The 19,714-nt window shown below is 73.4% G+C and carries 19 protein-coding genes; 7 read left to right on the plus strand and 12 right to left on the minus strand.

The window, feature by feature from the left end; genetic code table 11:
- Nucleotides 1-5: 5 nt before the first annotated feature.
- The 6 genes from HF526_RS21175 to rfbB all read right to left on the minus strand — a co-directional run bounded on the left by HF526_RS21175 (nucleotide 6) and on the right by rfbB (nucleotide 5,744).
- Nucleotides 6-971, minus strand: a complete 966-nt coding sequence (locus HF526_RS21175) for a DNA-3-methyladenine glycosylase family protein (protein WP_239028965.1) — start codon at nucleotides 969-971, stop codon at nucleotides 6-8.
- Nucleotides 964-2,034, minus strand: coding sequence for a mannose-1-phosphate guanylyltransferase (gene manB / locus HF526_RS21180; protein ID WP_169383337.1), 1,071 nt, complete (start codon nucleotides 2,032-2,034; stop codon nucleotides 964-966). The genes HF526_RS21175 and manB overlap by 8 nt, the downstream gene beginning before the upstream one ends.
- Before the next feature lie 25 nt (nucleotides 2,035-2,059).
- Nucleotides 2,060-2,938 carry a glycosyltransferase family 2 protein gene (locus HF526_RS21185; protein ID WP_338051636.1) on the minus strand — a complete coding sequence of 293 codons (879 nt, stop codon included), beginning with the start codon at nucleotides 2,936-2,938 and terminating at the stop codon, nucleotides 2,060-2,062.
- 85 nt (nucleotides 2,939-3,023) lie between these two features.
- Nucleotides 3,024-3,854, minus strand: coding sequence for a tetratricopeptide repeat protein (locus HF526_RS21190; protein ID WP_169383292.1), 831 nt, complete (start codon nucleotides 3,852-3,854; stop codon nucleotides 3,024-3,026).
- Between the two features lie 34 nt (nucleotides 3,855-3,888).
- Nucleotides 3,889-4,752: a dTDP-4-dehydrorhamnose reductase gene (rfbD, locus tag HF526_RS21195; RefSeq protein ID WP_169383293.1), complete on the minus strand. Its 864-nt coding sequence runs from the start codon at nucleotides 4,750-4,752 to the stop codon at nucleotides 3,889-3,891.
- Nucleotides 4,749-5,744, minus strand: a complete 996-nt coding sequence (rfbB, locus tag HF526_RS21200; protein WP_169383294.1) for a dTDP-glucose 4,6-dehydratase — start codon at nucleotides 5,742-5,744, stop codon at nucleotides 4,749-4,751. The genes rfbD and rfbB overlap by 4 nt, the downstream gene beginning before the upstream one ends.
- Nucleotides 5,745-6,100: 356 nt before the next feature.
- On the opposite strand from rfbB, the gene HF526_RS21205 reads away from it, so the two are divergent.
- The 3 genes from HF526_RS21205 to ilvA all read left to right on the plus strand — a co-directional run bounded on the left by HF526_RS21205 (nucleotide 6,101) and on the right by ilvA (nucleotide 9,556).
- The gene (locus tag HF526_RS21205) at nucleotides 6,101-7,498 is read left to right on the plus strand and encodes an LCP family protein (protein WP_169383295.1); all 1,398 of its coding nucleotides are present in this window, start codon (nucleotides 6,101-6,103) and stop codon (nucleotides 7,496-7,498) included.
- 36 nt (nucleotides 7,499-7,534) lie between these two features.
- Nucleotides 7,535-8,254 (plus strand): TIGR03089 family protein, encoded by a 720-nt coding sequence (locus HF526_RS21210; RefSeq protein WP_338051637.1) that lies wholly within the window; start codon nucleotides 7,535-7,537, stop codon nucleotides 8,252-8,254.
- A gap of 66 nt (nucleotides 8,255-8,320) precedes the next feature.
- Entirely contained in the window at nucleotides 8,321-9,556 is a 1,236-nt protein-coding gene (gene ilvA, locus HF526_RS21215; RefSeq protein ID WP_338051638.1) for a threonine ammonia-lyase IlvA, read from the plus strand.
- A 67-nt stretch (nucleotides 9,557-9,623) separates the two neighbouring features.
- Here the strand turns inward: ilvA and HF526_RS21220 are convergent, their stop codons facing one another.
- Both HF526_RS21220 and HF526_RS21225 read right to left on the minus strand, forming a co-directional pair.
- Nucleotides 9,624-10,784, minus strand: coding sequence for a multicopper oxidase domain-containing protein (locus tag HF526_RS21220; RefSeq protein WP_211177582.1), 1,161 nt, complete (start codon nucleotides 10,782-10,784; stop codon nucleotides 9,624-9,626).
- Between the two features lie 611 nt (nucleotides 10,785-11,395).
- On the minus strand, nucleotides 11,396-12,550 hold the full coding sequence (locus HF526_RS21225) for an acyl-CoA dehydrogenase family protein (RefSeq protein ID WP_169383297.1): 1,155 nt from the start codon (nucleotides 12,548-12,550) through the stop codon (nucleotides 11,396-11,398).
- 97 nt (nucleotides 12,551-12,647) lie between these two features.
- On the opposite strand from HF526_RS21225, the gene HF526_RS21230 reads away from it, so the two are divergent.
- Nucleotides 12,648-13,349: a TetR family transcriptional regulator gene (locus HF526_RS21230; protein WP_169383298.1), complete on the plus strand. Its 702-nt coding sequence runs from the start codon at nucleotides 12,648-12,650 to the stop codon at nucleotides 13,347-13,349.
- Between the two features lie 717 nt (nucleotides 13,350-14,066).
- On the opposite strand, the gene purE is transcribed toward HF526_RS21230, so the two are convergent.
- Nucleotides 14,067-14,594 carry a 5-(carboxyamino)imidazole ribonucleotide mutase gene (purE, locus tag HF526_RS21235; protein ID WP_169383299.1) on the minus strand — a complete coding sequence of 176 codons (528 nt, stop codon included), beginning with the start codon at nucleotides 14,592-14,594 and terminating at the stop codon, nucleotides 14,067-14,069.
- The gene (locus HF526_RS21240) at nucleotides 14,591-15,814 is read right to left on the minus strand and encodes a 5-(carboxyamino)imidazole ribonucleotide synthase (protein ID WP_169383300.1); all 1,224 of its coding nucleotides are present in this window, start codon (nucleotides 15,812-15,814) and stop codon (nucleotides 14,591-14,593) included. The genes purE and HF526_RS21240 overlap by 4 nt, the downstream gene beginning before the upstream one ends.
- A gap of 82 nt (nucleotides 15,815-15,896) precedes the next feature.
- Between HF526_RS21240 and HF526_RS21245 the strand changes: the two genes are divergently transcribed.
- Complete coding sequence (locus HF526_RS21245; protein WP_169383301.1) at nucleotides 15,897-16,412, plus strand: GtrA family protein; 516 nt, start codon at nucleotides 15,897-15,899, stop codon at nucleotides 16,410-16,412.
- Nucleotides 16,413-16,428: 16 nt separating this feature from the next.
- On the opposite strand, the gene HF526_RS21250 is transcribed toward HF526_RS21245, so the two are convergent.
- Nucleotides 16,429-17,700, minus strand: coding sequence for an ATP-binding protein (locus HF526_RS21250; RefSeq protein ID WP_169383302.1), 1,272 nt, complete (start codon nucleotides 17,698-17,700; stop codon nucleotides 16,429-16,431).
- A gap of 16 nt (nucleotides 17,701-17,716) precedes the next feature.
- Nucleotides 17,717-18,373, minus strand: a complete 657-nt coding sequence (locus tag HF526_RS21255; RefSeq protein WP_169383303.1) for a response regulator — start codon at nucleotides 18,371-18,373, stop codon at nucleotides 17,717-17,719.
- A 264-nt stretch (nucleotides 18,374-18,637) separates the two neighbouring features.
- Here HF526_RS21255 and hisN point away from each other — a divergent pair, with 264 nt between their 5' ends.
- Together hisN and HF526_RS21265 are read left to right on the plus strand one after the other, a co-directional pair.
- Nucleotides 18,638-19,423 (plus strand): histidinol-phosphatase, encoded by a 786-nt coding sequence (hisN, locus tag HF526_RS21260; protein ID WP_338051639.1) that lies wholly within the window; start codon nucleotides 18,638-18,640, stop codon nucleotides 19,421-19,423.
- Nucleotides 19,424-19,543: 120 nt separating this feature from the next.
- On the plus strand, nucleotides 19,544-19,645 hold the full coding sequence (locus HF526_RS21265; RefSeq protein WP_169383305.1) for a heme-binding protein: 102 nt from the start codon (nucleotides 19,544-19,546) through the stop codon (nucleotides 19,643-19,645).
- Nucleotides 19,646-19,714 lie beyond the last annotated feature (69 nt).

Below are 19,714 nucleotides of genomic sequence, written 5' to 3' on the forward strand. Positions count from 1 at the left end.
GGTGGTTACATGGCGCGGTAGTCGCGGGGGGAGTAGCGGGGGCCGAACCGGGGGCGGCGGAAGCCCGACAGCTCCACGTAGCGCACGGCCCGATGCCGCTGCGGGGCGTACGGCGCCAGGACGGTGAGCATGCCCGCGTCGTCCAGCGGCCGACCCACCAGCGCCCAGCCCACCACCGTGGGTATGTGGAAGTCGCCGAAGCTCACCGCGTCCGGATCGCCCCAGACCCGCTGGGCGATCTCCGCCGCGGTCCACACCCCGATCCCGGGGACCTTGCGGAGCAACTCACGGCCTGCCTCCCCGCCGAGCTCGGCCGCGGCCTCCAGCCGGTGCGCGACGGCCGCCGCGGCCAGGATCGCCCGGCGCCGCGCCGAGTCCACCCCGGCCCGGTGCCACTCCCAGTCCGGCACCGCACGGATCTGCGCCGGCGTCGGCGGAACCCGCATGCCCTGCGGCGCGGGCCCGGGCGGCAGGTCGCCGAAACGCCAGCACAGCTCGCGCCAGGAGCGGCGCGCCTCCACCCCGGTGACCTTCTGCTCGAGCACCGCCGGGATCAGCGAGTCCCACACCCGCCGCGACGAGCCCAGCCGGATCCCCGGCATGCGCCGGACCGCGTCGGAGATCAGCGGGTGGTGGGCGGCGAAGGCGCTCGGGTCGTCGTCGGCGCCGAGCAGCGCGGGCAGGCCGTCGAGGGCCCACTGCGCGCCCGCACCCCACGCGGCGGCCACCACGGTGCCGTCGTCGCGGCGGTGCAGCCGCATCGTCATCGGGCCGTCCGGGGTGCTCGACACCCGCCAGATCGCCGAGCCCTCGCCCACCGAGCGCCATGTCGGATCGCCCTTGCCCCGGCGCAGCGGGGCCAGCACACCGGACAGGTCCAGCGGGAACGGCGGCCGCCATTCGCGTGCCTGTGCGCGGGAATCGTCGCCGGAGCGACTATTTCCGCGCACGAGCGCTTGGCGCCTATACATCAGGTGAGAAACGTACCCCGTGCGGTGGAAGCACGACGTCGGGCCAGACCCGCATGCCGCCGCGCAGCTCGCACTGCGCCCCGACGACGGCCCGGTCCCCGACCACGGTGTCGACCACGCTCGCGCCGTCGTCGACCCGGGCGCCGTACCCGACCACCGAGTGCTCGACGACCGCGCCCTCGCCGACCACGGCGCCGTCGAAGAGCATCGCGCCCTCCACCCGCGCCCCGGCGCCGATCCGCACGCCGCGCCCGACCGTGGTGCCGCCGAACACCAGCGCGCCCTCGGCGATCTCGGCGCCCTCCAGAACGAGCGCCTCCCCGGTCGGGCCGGGCAGCGCCGCCGACGGCGCGACGCCGCGGACCAGGTCGGCCGAGCCGTGCACGAGGTCGGCCGGGGTGCCCATGTCGCGCCAGTAGGAGGTGTCCACGTGCCCGGACACCCGGGAACCCGATGCCAGCAGCCCGGGGAAGGTCTCCCGCTCCACCGACACCGGCCGGCCCTCCGGGATCGAGTCGATCACCGAGCGGCGGAACACGTAACAGCCGGCGTTGATCTGGTCGGTCGGCGGGTCGTCGGTCTTCTCCAGGAACTCGAGAACCCGGCCCTCGGTGTCGGTCGGCACGCAGCCATAGGCCCGCGGGTCCTGCACCCGCACCAGGTGCAGGGTGACGTCGGCGGCGGTGCGCCGGTGGGTCGCGACGACGGCACCCAGGTCGGTGCCGGCGAGCACATCACCGTTGAACACCAGCACGTCCTCGGCGCTCAGGTGCTTGGCCACGTTGCGGATTCCGCCGCCGGTGCCCAGCGGGGCCTCCTCCACCACGTAGGTGATCTCCAGGCCGGCCGCGGTGCCGTCGCCGAAGTGGTCGGCGAACGTCTCCGCCAGGTAGGAGGTGCCGAGGATGACGCGACGCACCCCGGCCGCCCGGATCCGCGACAACAGGTGGGCAAGGAACGGCACGCCCGCGGTGGGCAGCATGGGCTTGGGCGCGGACAGGGTCAGCGGCCGCAGCCGGGTCCCCTTCCCGCCGACCAGCACCACCGCTTCGACGTCGTCCAGCACAGTCGGTCCCCCTCGTCTCTTGTCAGCGCGCGGCGCGCCGCACGGCTGCCCCCGCCCGCACCCGCAGCCCCAGCCTCAGCGCCACCCGCAGGGGCGCCCAGCGCAGGCCCGGATGCCGGTCGGCCAGGTAGCGGTAGGCGCTGCGGTGGTGCTCGGCGAGCATCCGCGCCGACACGTCGGCCCGCCCGGTCGAGTGCCCACCGGCATGCACCACGTCCGCGCTCGGCACGTAGATGTTCAGCCAGCCCGATCGTTGCAGCCGGTCGCCGAGATCCACATCCTCGAAATACATGAAGTAGCGGGAGTCGAACCCGTCGACCGAGTCGAAGGCCGCGCGGCGCAACAGCAGGCACGACCCCGACAGCCAGCCGGCCCGGCGCTCGGTCACCGCGGCGTCGGACTGACGGTACTCCCGGGTCCACGGGTTGCCCGGCCAGACCCGGGAGAACAACGCGTGCCCGACCCCACGACCGATCGACGGCAGTAGCCGGGCCGAGGGGTAGACCGTGCCGTCCGGGTCGCGGATCAGCGGCCCGAGCGCACCGGCCCGGGGCCAGCGCGCGGCCGCGGCGAGCAACGCGTCGAGCGAGCCCTCGCCCCACACCAGGTCCGGGTTGGCGACCACGACCCAGCCGACCTCCGGCCCCAGCTCGGCCACTCCCCGGTTGGCCGCACTGCCGTAGCCGACGTTCTCCCCGATCCGCAGCAGTTCCACACCCGCTCGCTCGGCGGCCCGCTCGGGGGCGCCGTCGACGGATCCGTTGTCGGCGAGCACGACCCGCACGGGGCGCTCGGTGGCCCCCTTCAGCGAGTCGAGGAAGCCGTCCAGGGTCTCCCCCGGCGAGTAGGTGACGGTGACGACGGCGAGCTCGTCGCCGTAGTCCCGCAGGGCTGGCTCCACGGCGGGCACCCTAGCGGCCGCACCGCAGCGTCATGCTTCCGCCGCTCGGCCTCAGTGCCCCGCTCCGGCCGCCGACCGCTCGGCCTCAGTCGTCCGTCGGGTCCTCGCCGTCGAGCTCGGCCAGCGCCCGGGCCGCGTTGCGGTCCCCCGCGTTCGCGCCGACGACCAGGTGCTCGCGGGCCTCCTCGGGCCGTCCGTCGTCGAGCAGGAACTGGCCGAGGGCGTACGCCGACCCGGGCTCACGGTGCCGGCGGGCCTCCCGGAACTCGCGCTCGGCGCCGGCGGCGTCACCGCGGCCGTCCAGCAGGAACCCGGCGTACGCGGTGTGCGCGCGCACGGCACCGAGCGCCCCGGCCCGCCGGTAGAGCTCCTCGGCCTCGTCGTCGCGGCCGGCCGCGGCGCGGGCGTCGGCGAGCGCGACCACGGTGTCCGGGCGGGCGTCGTCGACGTACCGCTCGGCGGCCGCGATGGCCGCGCGCAGGTCCCCGCTCTCGAGGTGGAACGCGACGAGGTTGTCCGGGGCCAGCGCGTCGCCGGCGTCGGCCGCACGGGTCAGGACCTGGATGGCCTCGCCCGACCGGCCCTCGTCGCGCAGCAGGAGGGCCAGGTCGTTGGCCGCCGCGAGCTCACCGTGCTGCAGCGCCAGCCGCAGCGCGTCCTCCGCCCGGTCCTTGTGGCCGAGCTCGGCCAGCGCGACACCGAGCCGGCCGGCGAACTCGACGCGGCCACGCTCGACGAGCTGGCCCAGCCATTCCGCGGCCGCGTGCCAGCTGCCGCTGTCCAGGTAGGCCCGGGCCAGCAGGTCCGGTGCGGACGGCTCCGCCGCGGCCACCGCGTGCCGCAGCACCTCCACTGCCTCGAAGGCGAGCTCGCGGTTCAGCAGGTCCCGGCCCTGCTGTGACAACGGTTCGGTCATCGGTCCCCACTCGGTCGGGTGAGGCGCGAGGATCTCACCGACCGCGCAGCGCGTCACCCTCCGCCGCAAAGGCCGCGCTCAGCGCGGCGCGCCACGATCGTGGCGGGGTCAGTCCGGCCGCCCGCCAGGCGCCGTCACCCAGCACCGAGTACGCAGGCCGCGGCGCGGGCCGGGGGAACCGGTCGGTGCCGCAGGGGCGCACCCGCTGCGGGTCCGCACCGAGTTCTTCGAACACCGCACGGGCCAACCCGAACCAGGTCGTCCGCCCGCCACCGGCGAAGTGCAGCACACCACCGGGGACGTCGGAGCCACCCAACTCGACGAGCGCGGCGGCGAGGTCCGCGGCCCAGGTCGGACTGCCGCACTGGTCGTCGACGACGTCGGGGTCGCGGCCCTCTCGGGCCAGCCGCGCCATCGTCGAGACGAAGTTCGGGCCGCCGGCGCCGTAGAGCCAGGCTGTGCGGACGACGTGGTGCCGCGGCGAGGCGGCGAGCACCGCCTGCTCACCGGCCAGCTTGCTGGCCCCGTAGACGGTCCGCGGGCCGGTCGGGTCCCCGGGCTCGTAGGGTGCGGTGGCGTCCCCGGAGAACACGTAGTCGGTGGACACGTGCAGCAGCCGCGCCCCCGCCCCGGCGCACGCCGCGGCCAGCACCGCCGGGCCCTCGGCGTTGCCGGCGTAGGCCGCGGCGTGCTCGGTCTCGGCGGCGTCGACGGCGGTGTACGCGGCGGCGTTGAGCACCACGTCGGGACGGTGCGTGGCGAGTGCCTTCTCGACCGCACCCCGTTCGGTGACGTCGAGGTCCGCGCGGCCCAGCGCGACCGGCTGCCGCCCGGCCAGGGCGGCCCGCAGCGCGGTGCCCAGCATCCCGCCCGCGCCGGTGATCAGCCAGCGCGTCACAGCGCCGCCCGGGCCCGCAGCGGCTCCCACCAGTGCCGGTTCTCCCGGTACCAGGCCACCGTGTCGGCCAGCCCGGTGGCGAAGTCCTTCGCCGGGGCGTAGCCGAGCTCGGTGCGGATCTTGGCGTCGTCGAGGCTGTAGCGCCGGTCGTGTCCGAGCCGGTCGGGCACCTGCCGGACGAACGACTCGTCGCGGCCGGTCGCCTCCAGCAGCAGGGTCGTCAGCTCGCGGTTGGTCAGCTCGGTGCCACCGCCGATGTGGTAGACCTCACCGGGCCGGCCGGTCTCGGCGACGAGCTGGATGCCCCGGCAGTGGTCGTCGACGTGCAGCCAGTCGCGGACGTTGCCGCCGTCGCCGTAGAGCGGCACCGGGATCCCGTCGAGCAGGTTCGTGATGAACAGCGGGATGACCTTCTCCGGGAAGTGGTACGGCCCGTAGTTGTTGGTGCAGCGGGTGATCCGCACGTCCATCCCGTAGGTGCGGTGGTAGGACCGGGCGATCAGGTCGGCGCCCGCCTTGGCCGCGGAGTACGGCGAGTTCGGCGCGAGCGGGGTCTGCTCGGTCCAGGAGCCCTCGTCGATCGAGCCGTAGACCTCGTCCGTGGACACCTGCACGAACGTCGTGACGCCCGCGTCCAGCGCGGCCTGCAGCAGTACCTGGGTGCCTGCGACGTTGGTGGAGACGAAGTCGGCGGCACCGGTGATGGACCGGTCCACGTGCGACTCGGCCGCGAAGTGGACGACGACGTCGGTGCCCACCATCAGCTTCGCCACCAGGTCGGTGTCGCGAATGTCACCCCGGACGAAACGCAGCCGTGGCGATCCGGCGACGGGGGCGAGATTGGCCTGGTTACCGGCGTAGGTGAGCAGGTCCAGCACCACCACCTCCGCCGCGTCGAAGGCCGGGTAGCCACCGTTGAGGAGGGTGCGGACGTAGTGCGAGCCGATGAAACCGGCACCACCGGTGACCAGCACGCGGGAAGGGGACGGCATGCCGCGAATCGTGCCACGAGCACGTTCGGGCACGCCGACACGCAGCCCGTCGCCCACTTTCCGGGGTCGGATGCTGCACCCTGGGGGCCCGAATGGTGCAGGACGGGAGGAACATGGACGACTCGGCGACGCGGAGCGGGGTGCGCGCGGGGGCCGCGCGTCCCCGCGGTGCGTCGTCCGCGTCCGGCTCGTCGCGCCGGCCCCGCGCCGGCTCGACCGCCCTCGCCGGCGCGCGGCCGCGGCCACCCGGGTCGCGCCCGCCCTCGACGCGGCCGGCACCCCGGGGCCGCCCACCGGGCGACAGCCCGCCCGCGTCCCCGGACTGGCCGCGGCGCATCCGGATCACGCTGACCGTGATGTCGGTGCTCGTCCTCGCCGTCACCGGCACCGGGTGGGGTCTCTACCGGGACCTCACCGGCGGGCTCGCCACCACCGACGTGATCTTCGGGGGCTCCGACGGCAACGGGATGAACATCCTGCTGGTCGGGGTGGACAGCCGGACCGACGCGCAGGGCAACCCGCTTCCCGACGAGGTCCTGGCCCAGCTGCGCAGCGGCGCCGAGCCCGGGGTGCTCAACTCCGACACGATCATCATGCTGCACCTGCCCGCCGACGGCAGCAGCGCCGTCGCGTTCTCCGTTCCGCGCGACTCCTACGTCGACATCCCCGGCTACCGCCGGGACAAGATCAACGCCGCGTACCCGGCGACCAAGGCGCTCAAGGCCGAGGAGTTGGTCTCCGCCGGCGTCCGCGATCCCAGGCAGGTCGAGCGCGAATCGGCCGCCGCCGGACGCAGCGCCCTGATCGGGACGGTGCAGGACCTCACCGGGCTGCACGTCGACCACTACGCCGAGGTGAACCTGCTCGGCTTCTACAACCTGACGACCGCGATCGGCGGCGTCGACGTGTGCCTCAAGGCCCCGGTCGACGAGCCGCTGTCCGGCGCGAGGTTCCCCGCCGGCCGGCAGACCATCTCCGGGGCCGACGCGCTGGCGTTCGTCCGGCAGCGGCACGACCTGCCCGGCGGCGACCTGTCCCGGATCCGCCGCCAGCAGGTGTTCCTCGCCGCGGTCGCCGACAAGATCCTCTCCAGCGGCACGCTCACCAACCCGAGCACGCTGAGCGCGCTCATCGACGTGGCGCAGAAGTCGCTGGTCATCGACTCCGGCTGGGATGTGCTCGGCTTCGCCCACCAGGCGTCGAACCTCGCGGCCGGCAACCTCGACTTCCTGACCATCCCGACCCGGGGCGGGGAGACCAACGCCCGCGGCGACGTCGTGCTCGTCGACCGCGCCGAGGTGCGCACCGCCATCGAGCAGCGGACCAGCGCGGCCGCATCGCCCGGGCCCGCCGCCCCGGCGACCCCGCCGGTGGACCCGAAGACGGTCACCGTCGACGTCGGGAACGGCTCCGGGGCCACCGGCCTCGCCGCGCAGGTGGCCGACCGGCTCGCCGCGGCCGGGTTCGCCCGCGGCAGCGTGGACAACGCCGGGCGGCGGTCCACCTCGGTGGTCCGTTACGCCGCGGACGCCGGCGAGGACGCCGCCCGGGCGGTCGCCGCCCAGCTCGGAGGCCTGCCGGTGGAGCGCTCCGACGCCGTGCCGGCCAGCCGGGTGCTGGTGCTGCTGGGACCGGACTTCCACCGCGCCGGCGGGCCGGCCACCGCGGCGGCCGCACCCGCGGGTCCCGCCGCACCGGCGACCGCCGCCGCGGATCAGCCGATCAACGCCGGCGGCGTACCGTGCATCGACTGACGCGCCCGTTCTGACCGACCCCTGCGAGGCCCCGCCGTGACCCTGACCGCCGCGCTGCTCGAACCGGCGCTGGCCGGCAACCCGGCCCGGCCGCTGATCACCTTCTACGACGACGCGACCGGCGAGCGCATCGAACTGTCGGCCGTCACCACCGCCAACTGGGCGGCCAAGGCCGCGAACCTGCTCCGCGACGAGTGCGACGTCGAGCCCGGCACGCCGGTGGCCGTGCTGCTGCCCGCGCACTGGCAGACCGCGGCGGTGCTGCTGGCGGTGTGGTGGTGCGGCGGCCAGGTGGTGACCGAACCCAGCGAGGCGGAGTGGGTGCTCTGCGACGCCGACCGCGTCGACCTGGCGCTCGCGGCCGCACCCACGGGCGGCGTCATCGCGCTCTCGCTCGACGCGTTCGGCCGCGGGCTGACCGGGCTGCCCGCCGGGGTCCTCGACTTCGCGACCGAGGTCCGGCTGCAGGGCGACGAGTTCGTGCCGTGGCAGGACGTGCCGGACGCGGCCCCGGCGCTGGCCGGCGGCTCGGTGGCCGACGTGCTCGCCGACGCCCACCACCGCGCCACCGCCCTCGGCGTGTCCGTGGGTGACCGGGTGCTCTCCACGCAGGACTGGTCGAGCCTGGACGGTGTCCTCGACGGGTTGATCGCAGTGCTCGCGGCCGGCGCGTCGCTGGTCCAGTGCCGCAACGCCGACCCGGCGAAGCTCGATCACCGGGCGGAGACCGAGAAGACCACCGTCCGGCTCACCTGAGGCCTGCTCGCCAGGGCCGAAGCATCCACGCTGCGCGCTCGTGGCACGGTGACCACCGTGACAACCGTGACTGCGCAGGATGTCGATGCCGCCGCCGAGCGTCTGCGCGCCGTGATCGGCCCCAGCCCGCTGCAGCTGTCCCCGCGGCTCTCCGACGCCATCGGCGGCGAGGTGTGGCTCAAGCGCGAGGACCTGCAACCGGTCCGGTCCTACAAGATCCGCGGGGCGTACAACCTCATCGCCCAGCTCGAGGACACCGCCCGCAACACCGGTGTGGTCTGCGCGAGCGCGGGCAACCACGCCCAGGGCGTCGCCTTCGCGTGCGCCCGGCTCGGGGTCAAGGCCCGGGTCTACCTGCCGCGCACCACGCCGCGGCAGAAACGCGACCGGGTGGCCAAGCTCGGCGGCAAGGTCGTCGACGTCATCGTGGTCGGCAACACCTACGACGACGCCGCCGCGGCAGCCGCCGCGGACTCCCGGGACACCGGCGCCACCCTGGTGCCCGCGTTCGACGACCCGCGCACCGTCGCCGGCCAGGGCACGGTGGCCCGCGAGATCCTCAGCCAGCTCGGCGGCGAGCCCGACCTGCTCGTCGTGCCGGTCGGCGGCGGCGGGCTGCTGGCCGGGACGCTCGCCTGGCTGGGCGAGCGGCACCCGGACGTCCGGGTGGCCGGGGTGGAGCCGGCCGGCGCGGCCGGGATGGCGGCGGCGGTCGCCGCCGGGGAGCCGGTCACGCTGACCGAGCTGGAGCCGTTCGTCGACGGCGCCGCGGTGCGCCGCGTCGGCGACGTCACCTTCCCGATCGTCCGCGACGCCGGTGTGGTGCTGACCCCGGTGCCCGAAGGCCGCATCTGCATGGAGATGCTCGCGCTCTACCAGACCGACGGCATCATCGCCGAGCCCGCGGGCGCGCTCGCCCCGGCGGCGCTGGACGCGCTGGACATCCCGCGCGGGACGACGACGGTGTGCGTGCTCTCCGGCGGCAACAACGACGTGAGCCGGTACGCGGAGATCGTCGAGCGCGCCTTGGTGCACGAGGGCCGCAAGCACTACTTCCTGGTCGACTTCCCGCAGGAGCCCGGCGCGCTGCGCCGCTTCCTCGACGACGTCCTCGGCCCCGACGACGACATCACGCTGTTCGAGTACGTCAAGCGCAGCAACCGGGAGACCGGGCCTGCGCTCGTCGGCATCGAGCTGGGCCGCCCGGAGGACCTCGGCCCGCTGCTGGAGCGCATGCATGCCGCCCCGCCGCACATCGAGCGCGTCCCGCCGAACAGCCCCCTGTTCCGCTTCCTGCTGTAAGCGCCGGCGCCGGCGCGGTCGTGGGCGGTACGTGGTGCTGGCGCACCACTTACCGCGCCCGGACCCGTCAGGGCACGACCTGGTAGCGGGTCAGCATGCCGGCCTCGATGTGGTCGGCGACGTGGCAGTGGAACAGCCACCTGCCGGGGTTGTCCGGGGTCATGTCGGCGACCACCATCTGCGCGGGCAGCAGGCTCACGACATCGGTGCGCATGCCGTTGGCGACGACCGTGTTGCCGTGCCAATGCGGTGTGTGCAGGTCGACCTCGTTGCCCATTCCCATCAGGTACCAGCGCACCCGTTGACCCACCTTGACCGTCATGCCCTCGCCCGCGGTTGTGCCCAGTGGCTGGTTCCCGAACACGTAGCCGTTGATGCTGTGCATCTTGTTCGACTCTTCGAACTCGGCGTCGTCCTTCGCCGGCGCAGCGGTGAGCGTGGCCATGTTCTTGTCCAGGTAAGAGCTCTTGTTCTCGTCGCTGACCTCGAAGTTCGCGATGAGTTCGCGGTCCACGTCGACCGGCGTGCCGTCGGGGCGGGCCATGCCGGCCCGGGTCACGATGACCGGCCCCACCAGCCCGCTGTAGACGTCGGCGACCTCGTCGGTGTGCGAGTGGTACATCCACATCACCGAGCTGGGGTCCATCGGCCCGGGACCCGCACGTTCGGGCACCGTGTAGTCGTAGGTGTAGATCTTCCCGGGTGCGACGGCGTCGTCGCCCTGCTGGGTGGCCGTGGTCCCGTCACTGTAGGGCGCGCCCTCGGATCCCTTGTCGTACTTCAGGCCGTGCATGTGGATGCTGACCTTGTGGTCGGCGAGGGTGAGATTGTTCTTGAACACGATCCTGACCTTGTCGCCGACGACGGCGCGGATCACGGGGCCGAGGTCACCGAGATGCTCCCACGCGGGCGGGCGCGGCGTGAGCGTCGTGAACGTGGCGTCGGTGTACTCCCGGTACAACGACTTGACGTACGTCGTGCCGATCCGGGCCGGGCCGGCGGCCGTGTACTTGCTCGCCACGGCGTCGAACGCGGCGCCGGTGATGTCGTTCTTGCCGTCGGGGGCGTAGTTCCAGGGCACCTCGTCGGCGGCGATGTAGTAGGTCCGCGTCTGCGGTGCCGACTGCTGCGACGGATCCACACCGGCTGCCGCAGCAAGGCCGGGCGGGCGCCCCACCGCAAGGACGGTGACCGCGAACGCCAGCACGACGGCGACCACCACGGCCACGATTGGCAGAAGACGACGCTCCCACGATTTCCTGGGCCCGATCGCCGACGGATCCTCGATACCCTCCACCGCATTCCCCCCTCATCGACGCACACCATCGCCGATCATGGGGAACGATGCTTTTCACGATGGAACACCGGCTCGCGGGGTGTCCACCCCCTCATTTGGGGGGTGGACACCCACTCCTCACCAGGCGGTCGACATCGAGCGCCGGCCGAACGGGCTGGGATCAGGCCCCTGGGCGGCCTGTGAACAGCACCTTTCCTCAGCACGTCGGAATCGCGAAAACGGACGATTCACAACCCCGCCGAGAAGTACCGCCGAACATTCTCCGGAGCGCCGGACGACGATTCGGCCGCCGTGCACTGCATCCGGTCGCCCCCTGACCGACCCGGTGCTCGTGGCCGGGGCAGGCGGACGAGGCGTGCGCGACCGCAGCCAGGTCCTCGCGCACCGCCGCACATCGAGCGGGTCCCGCCCGGCAGCCCGCTGCACGCCTGAGCGGCCGGGACCGCGGCATCGGAGCCGCCGGAGCGACGATCGGCGGCGGCCCGGGGACATGGTGGCCGCAGATGGCCGCCATGTCCCCGAACCGCCGGTCGATCGGCCGGTCAGCGCAGCAGCGAGCGCGCCATGACGAGGCGCTGCACCTGGTTGGTGCCTTCGTAGATCTGAGTGATCTTGGCATCGCGCATCATGCGCTCCACCGGGAAGTCCCTGGTGTAGCCCGCACCGCCCAGCAACTGCACGGCGTCAGTGGTCACCGACATCGCGACGTCGCTGGCCATGCACTTGGCGGCACTGGAGATGAAGCCCAGGTTCGCCTCGCCGCGCTCGGCGCGCGAGGTGGCCACGTAGACGAGCTGCCGGGCGGCCTCCACCTTCATCGCCATGTCGGCGAGCATGAACTGCAGACCCTGGAACTCGGCCAGGTGCTTGCCGAACTGCTTGCGCTCCTTGACGTACTGGATCGCGATGTCCAGGGCGCCCTGCGCGATGCCGACGGCCTGCGCACCGATGGTCGGGCGGGTGTGGTCGAGCGTCTGCAGCGCGGTCTTGAAGCCGGTTCCCTCAGCGCCGATGATCCGGTCGGCCGGGATGCGGCAGTCCTGGAAGTAGATCTCCCGGGTCGGCGAGCCGTTGATGCCGAGCTTGCGCTCCTTGGGCCCGACCTCGAAGCCCGGGTCGTCCTTGTGCACGACGAACGCGGAGATGCCGTTGGCCTTCTTCTCCGGGTCGGTCACCGCCATGACCGTGTACCAGGTCGACTCGCCGGCGTTGGTGATCCAGCACTTGGTGCCGTTGAGCACCCACTCGTCGCCGTCGCGGTGAGCCCGGGTCTTCATCGACGCCGCGTCGGAGCCGGCCTCCCGCTCGGACAGCGCGTAGGAGATCATCGCCTCGCCGCCGGCGATCGACGGCAGCACCTGCTGCTTCAGCTCGTGCGAGGCGGACAGCAGGATCGGGGTCAGGCCCAGACCGTTGACACCGGGGATCAGCGACGACGACGCGCAGGCCCGCGCGACCTCCTCGATGACGATGCAGCCGGCGAGCTCGTCGGCACCCTCGCCGCCGTACTCCTCCGGAATGATGATCGCGTGGAAGCCCGCCTTGGTCAGCGCATCCCGGGCCTCGACCGGGTAGCGGCCCTGCTCGTCCACCTCGGCCGCGTAGGGCGCGATCTCCTTCTCGGCGAGCGCGCGGACGGCCTCGCGCAGGGCCTCGTGCTCGTCGCTGAGCCGGTAGCTGTCGAAATCGGCGTTCATGTCCCCGTTCCTGTCCGAAGGCGGTGTCACGGAATGCGTCGACATACCGTAACGGCACTCCGTGCCATCTAGCAAACGTGATGCTACCCTCGGTGCCATGACACGCTCGGCCGACGCGCCGTCCACCGCGCGCCGCGGTCGCTCCGCGGAGGGCCGCGCCGAGGTACGTCGCGAGCTGGTGAACGCCGCAGTGGACCTGTTCACCGGACGCGGCTACGACGAGACCACCGTCGACGACATCGCGGCCGCTGCCGGCGTCGGACGGCGCACCTTCTTCCGCTACTTCCGCAGCAAGGAGGACGCGGTCTCCCCCGACCACGAGTCCTGCCTGGAACGGGTGGCCGCGGTCTTCGCCGACGCGCACCCGTCGGAACCGCTGCTGTCGGTGGTGCTGCGCGCCGGGGAGACGGTGTTCGACCTCTACTTCAACGACGCCGAGGTGGCCCGCAAACGGTTCCGGCTCACCCACGAGGTTCCCGCGCTGCGCGACCGGGAGGCCGCCAGCGTCGACCACTACCGGCGGCTGTTCACCCGGCAGCTGCGCGTGCGCCTGGCCGACGTGCCCGACGGCGAGCTGCGGGCCGCGGTGACCGCCGCGGCGGTCGTGGCGGCACACAACCACGCGCTGCGGGCCTGGCTCGCCGACGGCGCCACCGCGGCCGGTATCGAGCCCTGCCGGGCGCACTTCCGCCGGGTCGCGGACCTCCTGCCGGTCGAGGCCGCGGACGAGCTCAAGGACGTCGCGCGCCGGCTCGAGGAAGCGGTCGGACGCCTGGAGCAGCGCAACGCCGGGTCGTGAGGAGTCGCGACAGCGGTCGCGCCGGCCCCGCCGAACGCTGCGCTGCGGGTGCCGCTCACGTCACCCGGCGCCGACGATCGGCGCGGCGCCGGTCGTCGGGGCGGAGGATGGGGCGGCCCGTCCCGGCCTGCGGACATGCATGATCCCCGGGCCGCACCATGGGGTGCGCACGCCGAGCTGGACGGGCTCGGGCCCGGGGATCACGGGTGACTGCCTGGAATTCGCCGGCACTTGCCCGGCTTCCACTGGCCGTCGGAGACGCGTCCTGTAGTGCTAGCGGACAGCCACCTCACGAGTCCTGTAGCTAATCAACGCTGGACCACCTCCTCTCACGTGTACCGCCACACTACGGCCGCTCCCCCGCGGCCCGCCACACGAATTCCGCCCGCTCCCCCGAGGCCGGGCCCGGTGACGCCCCGACCCCGTACCGCCCCATTGACCACCGCCCGGCCACGCGAATCGAGAGGCCCCGCGACGTGCAGGACGAACCGCGTCCCGCGGATCCATCTCCGGACCGGGCGAGATACGCACGCGAAACGGCTCCCCGTGTGATTTCCGGCCCCGGCATCGCGGATTCGGACGGTTTCGTCTCACGCGGGCCGGGCGCTGCACCCACATCCAGCCGCTCACCCTCTGCAGCGGCTTTCGGGCACGCGGAACCACACGGTTCTCCGAGCCGGGCGCGAGGCACATCACGCCCGGACACAGCCACGGCGGTCAGCCCGCCGCGGTGTCGTTCACCGACGCCCGCAACGCGGCGTCCTTCTCCAGCACCGTGCGCTCGAGCGCCGCCTGGAACGCCTCCATCCGGGCCCGCAACTGCGGATCGGCCGCAGCCAGCATCCGCACGGCGAGCAGGCCGGCGTTGCGCGCACCGCCCACCGCGACCGTGGCCACGGGCACCCCGGCGGGCATCTGGACGATCGACAGCAGCGAGTCCAGGCCGTCGAGCTGGCGCAGCGGGACGGGCACCCCGATCACCGGCAGCGGCGTCGCCGCGGCCACCATCCCGGGCAGGTGGGCGGCCCCGCCCGCCCCGGCGATGATCACCCGCAGGCCACGGCCGGCGGCGTCGCGGGCGTAGTCGAGCATCCGCTGCGGGGTCCGGTGCGCGGAGTAGACGCCGACCTCGTGCGGAATCTCGAACTCGGCCAGCGCCTCGGCCGCGGCCCCCATCACCGGCCAGTCCGAGTCGCTGCCCATGATCACGCCGACCTGCGGCGCCCCGTCCCGCGGTTCGGTCATCGCGCGTACCCCGCTCCCTCTCCTGCCGCGCCGTCGTGCGGCGACCAGCCGTCGGACCACACCCCGGTCGACAACCACTGCGCGGCGAGCGCCGCCCGCTCCCGGACGGCGTCCAGATCGTCACCGAGCGCCGTCACGTGGCCGACCTTGCGTGCCGGGCGCTCCTGCTTGCCGTAGAGGTGCACCTTGACGTCCGGGAACCGGGCGAACAGGTGGTGCACCCGCTCGTCGACGCTCATCCCCGGCGGGTTCACCGCGCCCAGCACGTTGGCCATCACCACGACCGGGGCGGTCGGCGTGGTCACGCCCAGCGGGTAGTCCAGAACCGCGCGCAGGTGCTGTTCGAACTGCGAGGTGCGGGAGCCCTCGATGGTCCAGTGCCCGGAGTTGTGCGGGCGCATGGCCAGCTCGTTGACCACCAGCCCCTCAGGGCCGTCCCCGGTCTGGAACAGCTCGACGGCCAGCAGGCCGGTGACGCCGAGCTCGCTGGCCACCCGCAGCGCGAGCTGCTGGGCGGCCAGCGCGGTCTCCTCGGCCAGGCCGGGCGCCGGCGCCAGCACCTGCACGCACTGGCCGTCCTCCTGGACGGTCTCCACCACCGGCCAGGCCGCGGCCTGCCCGTACGGCGAGCGCGCCACCTGGGCGGTCAGCTCGCGGCGCATCGTGACGGCCTGCTCGACCATCAGCGGGGTGCCCGCGGCGAGCAGGTCCTCGACCAGCTCGGGGTCGGGGCCGTCGAGCTTCCACACGCCTCGTCCGTCATAGCCGCCGCGGACGGCTTTGAGGATCACCGGCCAGCCGTGGTCGGCGCTGAACGCCTTGACGTCCGCCGCGCTGGTCACCTCGGCGAAGGGCGGCACCGGCAGTCCCATCGCGGCCAGCCGGCGGCGCATGACCAGCTTGTCCTGGGCGTGCAGCAGGGCATCCGGGCCGGGGTGCACCGGGACACCGGCATCGACCAGCGCGCGCAGCTGCTCCTGCGGGACCCCTTCGTGGTCGAAGGTGACCGCGTCGCAGCCGCGGGCGAAGGTGCGCAACGCGTCGAGATCGTCGACCGTGCCGAGGACGATGTCGGGGGCGACGAGCGCAGCGGGCTCGTCGGAATGGACGGCCAGGACCCGCAGGGACTGGCCGAGCGCGATCGCGGCCTGGTGGGTCATCCGGGCGAGCTGCCCCGCCCCGACCATGCCGACGACAGGGACGCCGGTGGTTGTGCTCACGGTGTCAAGAGCCTACGTCGACCGGGCCGACGGCCGCGGCCCACCCCGTGAGTTCGTGAGCACATCTGGCACGATCGATCAGGTGTCCGTGGTCGAATCGGTGCTGGCGCGCTTCCCCGAGCAATACCGCGATGCCGCCATCAAGCACCGCGAGCTGGTGAAGTTCGCCTTCGTCGGCGGCGTCACCTGGGTGATCGACACCGTCGTCTTCCTGGTGCTCAAGAGCACCGTGCTGGAGCCGAAGCCGATCACCGCGAAGGTCATCGCGGTGCTGGTGGCGACGATCGTGTCCTACGTGCTCAACCGCGAGTGGTCCTTCCGCACCCGCGGCGGCCGGGAACGCCACCACGAGGCCGCGCTGTTCTTCGTCATCAGCGGCGTCGGCGTCGCGGTCTACACCGCGCCGCTGGCCATCTCGCGCTACGTGCTCGACCTCAAGGTGCCCGGGGTCAGCCTGCTCACCCAGGAGATCGCCGACTTCGTCAGCGGTCAGATCATCGGCGTGCTGGCAGGCATGGTGTTCCGCTGGTGGGCGTTCCGCCGGTTCGTCTTCCCGGACGAGAACGCCCGCCGCCGGGTGCCGGTGGTCGGGGACTGACCGGCCACCGGCCGGCTCAGCGCGGCGTCCCGACCGGGCGCGGCACGCTCACCACGTCGTCGGCCCGGGCGGCCGGCAGGAAGATCGTGAACGTCGCCGGCCGGGCCCGGGAGAGCTCCAGCCGCCCGCCGTCAGCCTCGACGAGGGCCCGGGCCAACGCCAATCCCAGCCCGGTCGACGAGCCGACCGACACGCCGCGGTCGAACACGTGCGGCACGAGCTCCTCGGGCACCCCCGGCCCGGTGTCGCTGACCTCGATGACGAGGGTGTTCTCCCCGGCCCGGGCGCTCACCGTGACCGTCCCGCCGCCGTGCTGGGTGGCGTTGTCGACGAGCGCGCCGACGGCCTCCCGGATCCGCGCCGGGGTGGCCCGGGCCAGCAGCCCGTCGGGAACCCGCACCTTGAGCGAGCGCCCGGCCGCGCGCAGCGTGGGGCGCCACTCCTCGGCGACCGCCGTGATGCCCTCCTTCAGATCCAGCGGTGCGGCGCCGGCGGCGCGCGCCAGCCGGGCGGCCTCGAGCAGCTCGTCGAGCACCCCGGACAACCGCTCGGTCTGTTCCAGGGCGGCCAGTGCCTCCTTGCGGGCACTCGGGTCGGGATGGGTGCTCAGCTCGTCGAGGCGCAGCTGCAGCGCGGTGAGCCTGCTGCGCAGCTGATGTGAGACGTCGCCCACCAGCGCCCGCTCCCGCTGCACGAGCTCGGCGAGCGCGGCCGCGGAGGTGTCCAGCACGTCGGAGACCCGGTCGAGCTCGGAGATGCCGTGCCGGTGCGGCGCCGAGCGGAAGTCACCGGCGCCGAGCCGGGCCGCGCGGTCGGCCACGTCGAGCAGCGGCTCGGCCAGCCGCCGCGCGGTCACCGTCGCGACCACCGCACCGGTGCCCACCGACAGCACCACCAGCAGCAGCACGATGACGGTCACCTGCACCTGCTCGGCCCGCATGATCGACCGGGGTTGGGCGAGCGTCACCGCGCCGCCCGGGCCGAACGGGAGCGTCTCGGCGACCGGGTTCGGGCCCACGTCGGGACCCAGCCGCTGTTCCGGGCGCCCGGGCAGGGTCAGCGTGAGCTGCCCGCCGGACGGGACGGCCAGCCCGATCGCCGCGTTGTCCACCTGGTCGTTGACGTCCGGGTCGTCGAGCCGGGCGGCGATCTGTTCGAGCCGCGAGGTCAGGTCGGTCCGGGTGAAGTCCTCGACGAGCTGCCAGGTGGTGATGGCCAGCGGGCCACCCAGCACCAGCGCGGTGATCGCCACCACGAACAGGGTCGACTGCAGGATGCGCCGGCGCATGGGTCAGTCGTGGCTCTCAATCATGGTTGAACCGGAATCCGACTCCCCGGACCGTGGCGATCCGCCGCTCCCCGCCGATCTTGCGACGCAGCCAGGACATGTGCATGTCCAGCGTCTTCGACGTCTTGAGGTCCGGGTCGTTCCAGACCTCACGGAGGATCTCCTCCCGGGTCACGACCTGTCCTGCCCGCAGCAGCAGGACCCGCAACAGCTCGAACTCCTTGTTCGCGAGGCCGACCTCGGCGCCGTCGACGAGCACCCGGCGCCCGGACAACTCCATCCGGACGCCGCCGACCTCGACGGTCTCCGGGGTCAGCCGGCGCAGGAGGGCGCGCACCCGGGCCAGCAGCTCCGCGAGCCGGAACGGCTTGCCCACGTAGTCGTCGGCGCCGGCGTCGAGGCCGACGACGAAGTCCACCTCGTCCGTGCGGGCGGTCAGCATGAGGACGGGAAGGTCGGGGAAATCCAGGCGGAGTCGCCGGCACACCTCGAGCCCGTCCATCCCGGGCAAGCCGAGGTCGAGCACGAGCAGGTCGATATGGCCAAGGCGGACCCGTTCCAGCGCGGCGACGCCTTCCGACGCCACGTCCACCTCGTAGCCCTCACGTTGCAGGGCCCGCGAGAGCGGTTCGGCGATGGCCGCGTCGTCCTCGGCCAGCAGGACGGTTGTCACATCAGGCAGCTTATGCCTGTGCGGGCCAAAGGGGCCGCGGGACGTGATGTGCAACCGTGATGGACGATCCCCGCACAGACTCGAGGCCGGCCGCCGCGAGGCTCCGATGCTGTTCAGGCATCGTTGCGCGCCGCAAGATCCCACCAGCGAGGTATGCCGGGTCGTCGCCGGGCGGGGTGTCGCGCCGTCCCCGCCGGGGCTCGGACGTCACCTCGGCGTGACCGGCGAGGGCCGCCCGCGGGCGGCCTGGGATCCTGGCTGATCGTGGATGCCGATCTGCAGCTCGCCCTGCGCCTGGCCGACATCGCCGACGCGATCACCCTCCCCCGGTTCCGCGCAGCTGATCTGCGGGTGACCAGCAAACCCGACCGCACCCCCGTCACCGACGCCGACACCGCGGCCGAGGACGCCCTGCGGGCCGCGCTGGCCGGCGAGCGGCCGGACGACGCGGTGCTCGGCGAGGAGCGCGGCGGGGCGGTACCGGCGAGTGGCCGGGGCTGGGTACTGGACCCGATCGACGGCACCAAGAACTTCTCCCGCGGCATGCCGGCGTGGGCCTCGCTCATCGCGCTCACCGAGCACGGCAAGCCGGTGGTCGGGGTGGTCAGCGCCCCGGCGCTGGGCCGGCGCTGGTGGGCCGCGGCGGGAGCCGGGGCGTGGGCGGCGGACTCCGGCGGAGCCGGCGCCGAGCCGCGGCGGATCGTCGTGTCGGGTGTGGCGGACCTCGCCGACGTCTACGTGTCCACCACGAACCTGAACACGTTCCGCGAGAACGGCACGCTCGGGCAGTGGCTGGAGCTCACCGACCGCTGCTGGGAGACCCGCGCCTTCGGCGACTTCTGGCAGCACTGCCTGGTCGCCGAGGGTGTGCTGGACCTCGCGGTCGACCCGGCCGCGAGCACCTGGGACCTGGCCGCGATCCAGGTGATCGTCGAGGAGGCCGGCGGCCGGTTCACCGACCTCGCCGGGACCCCCACCTTCGCCGGCGGGAACGGGATGTCGTCCAACGGGTTGGTGCACGATGCCGCGCTGAGCTGCTTTCGGCCATGATGCGCACGCACCGTCACTGATCGACAAGGGAGTCTCCGTGACCGACACCGTCTCCGTGTCCACCATCAGCACCGCCGCCGCGCACCGCATCATCGCGGCGGCCGAGGCCAGGGCTACCCGTTGACGGTGGGCGACGCCGTCGTCGGGGCGATCGGGGTCAGCGGCGGGCACTACGCCCAGGACCGGGAGGTCGCGCAGGCCGGGCTCGCCGTCCTGCGCTGACCCCGGCCGCGAGTGGCGAGCATCGCGTCGCTGCGCCCCGCGTCCGGCGGGGCGCACCACATAGGGTCA

Source organism: Pseudonocardia acidicola (assembly GCF_012911935.1).
GTDB classification, from domain to species: domain Bacteria; phylum Actinomycetota; class Actinomycetes; order Mycobacteriales; family Pseudonocardiaceae; genus Pseudonocardia; species Pseudonocardia acidicola.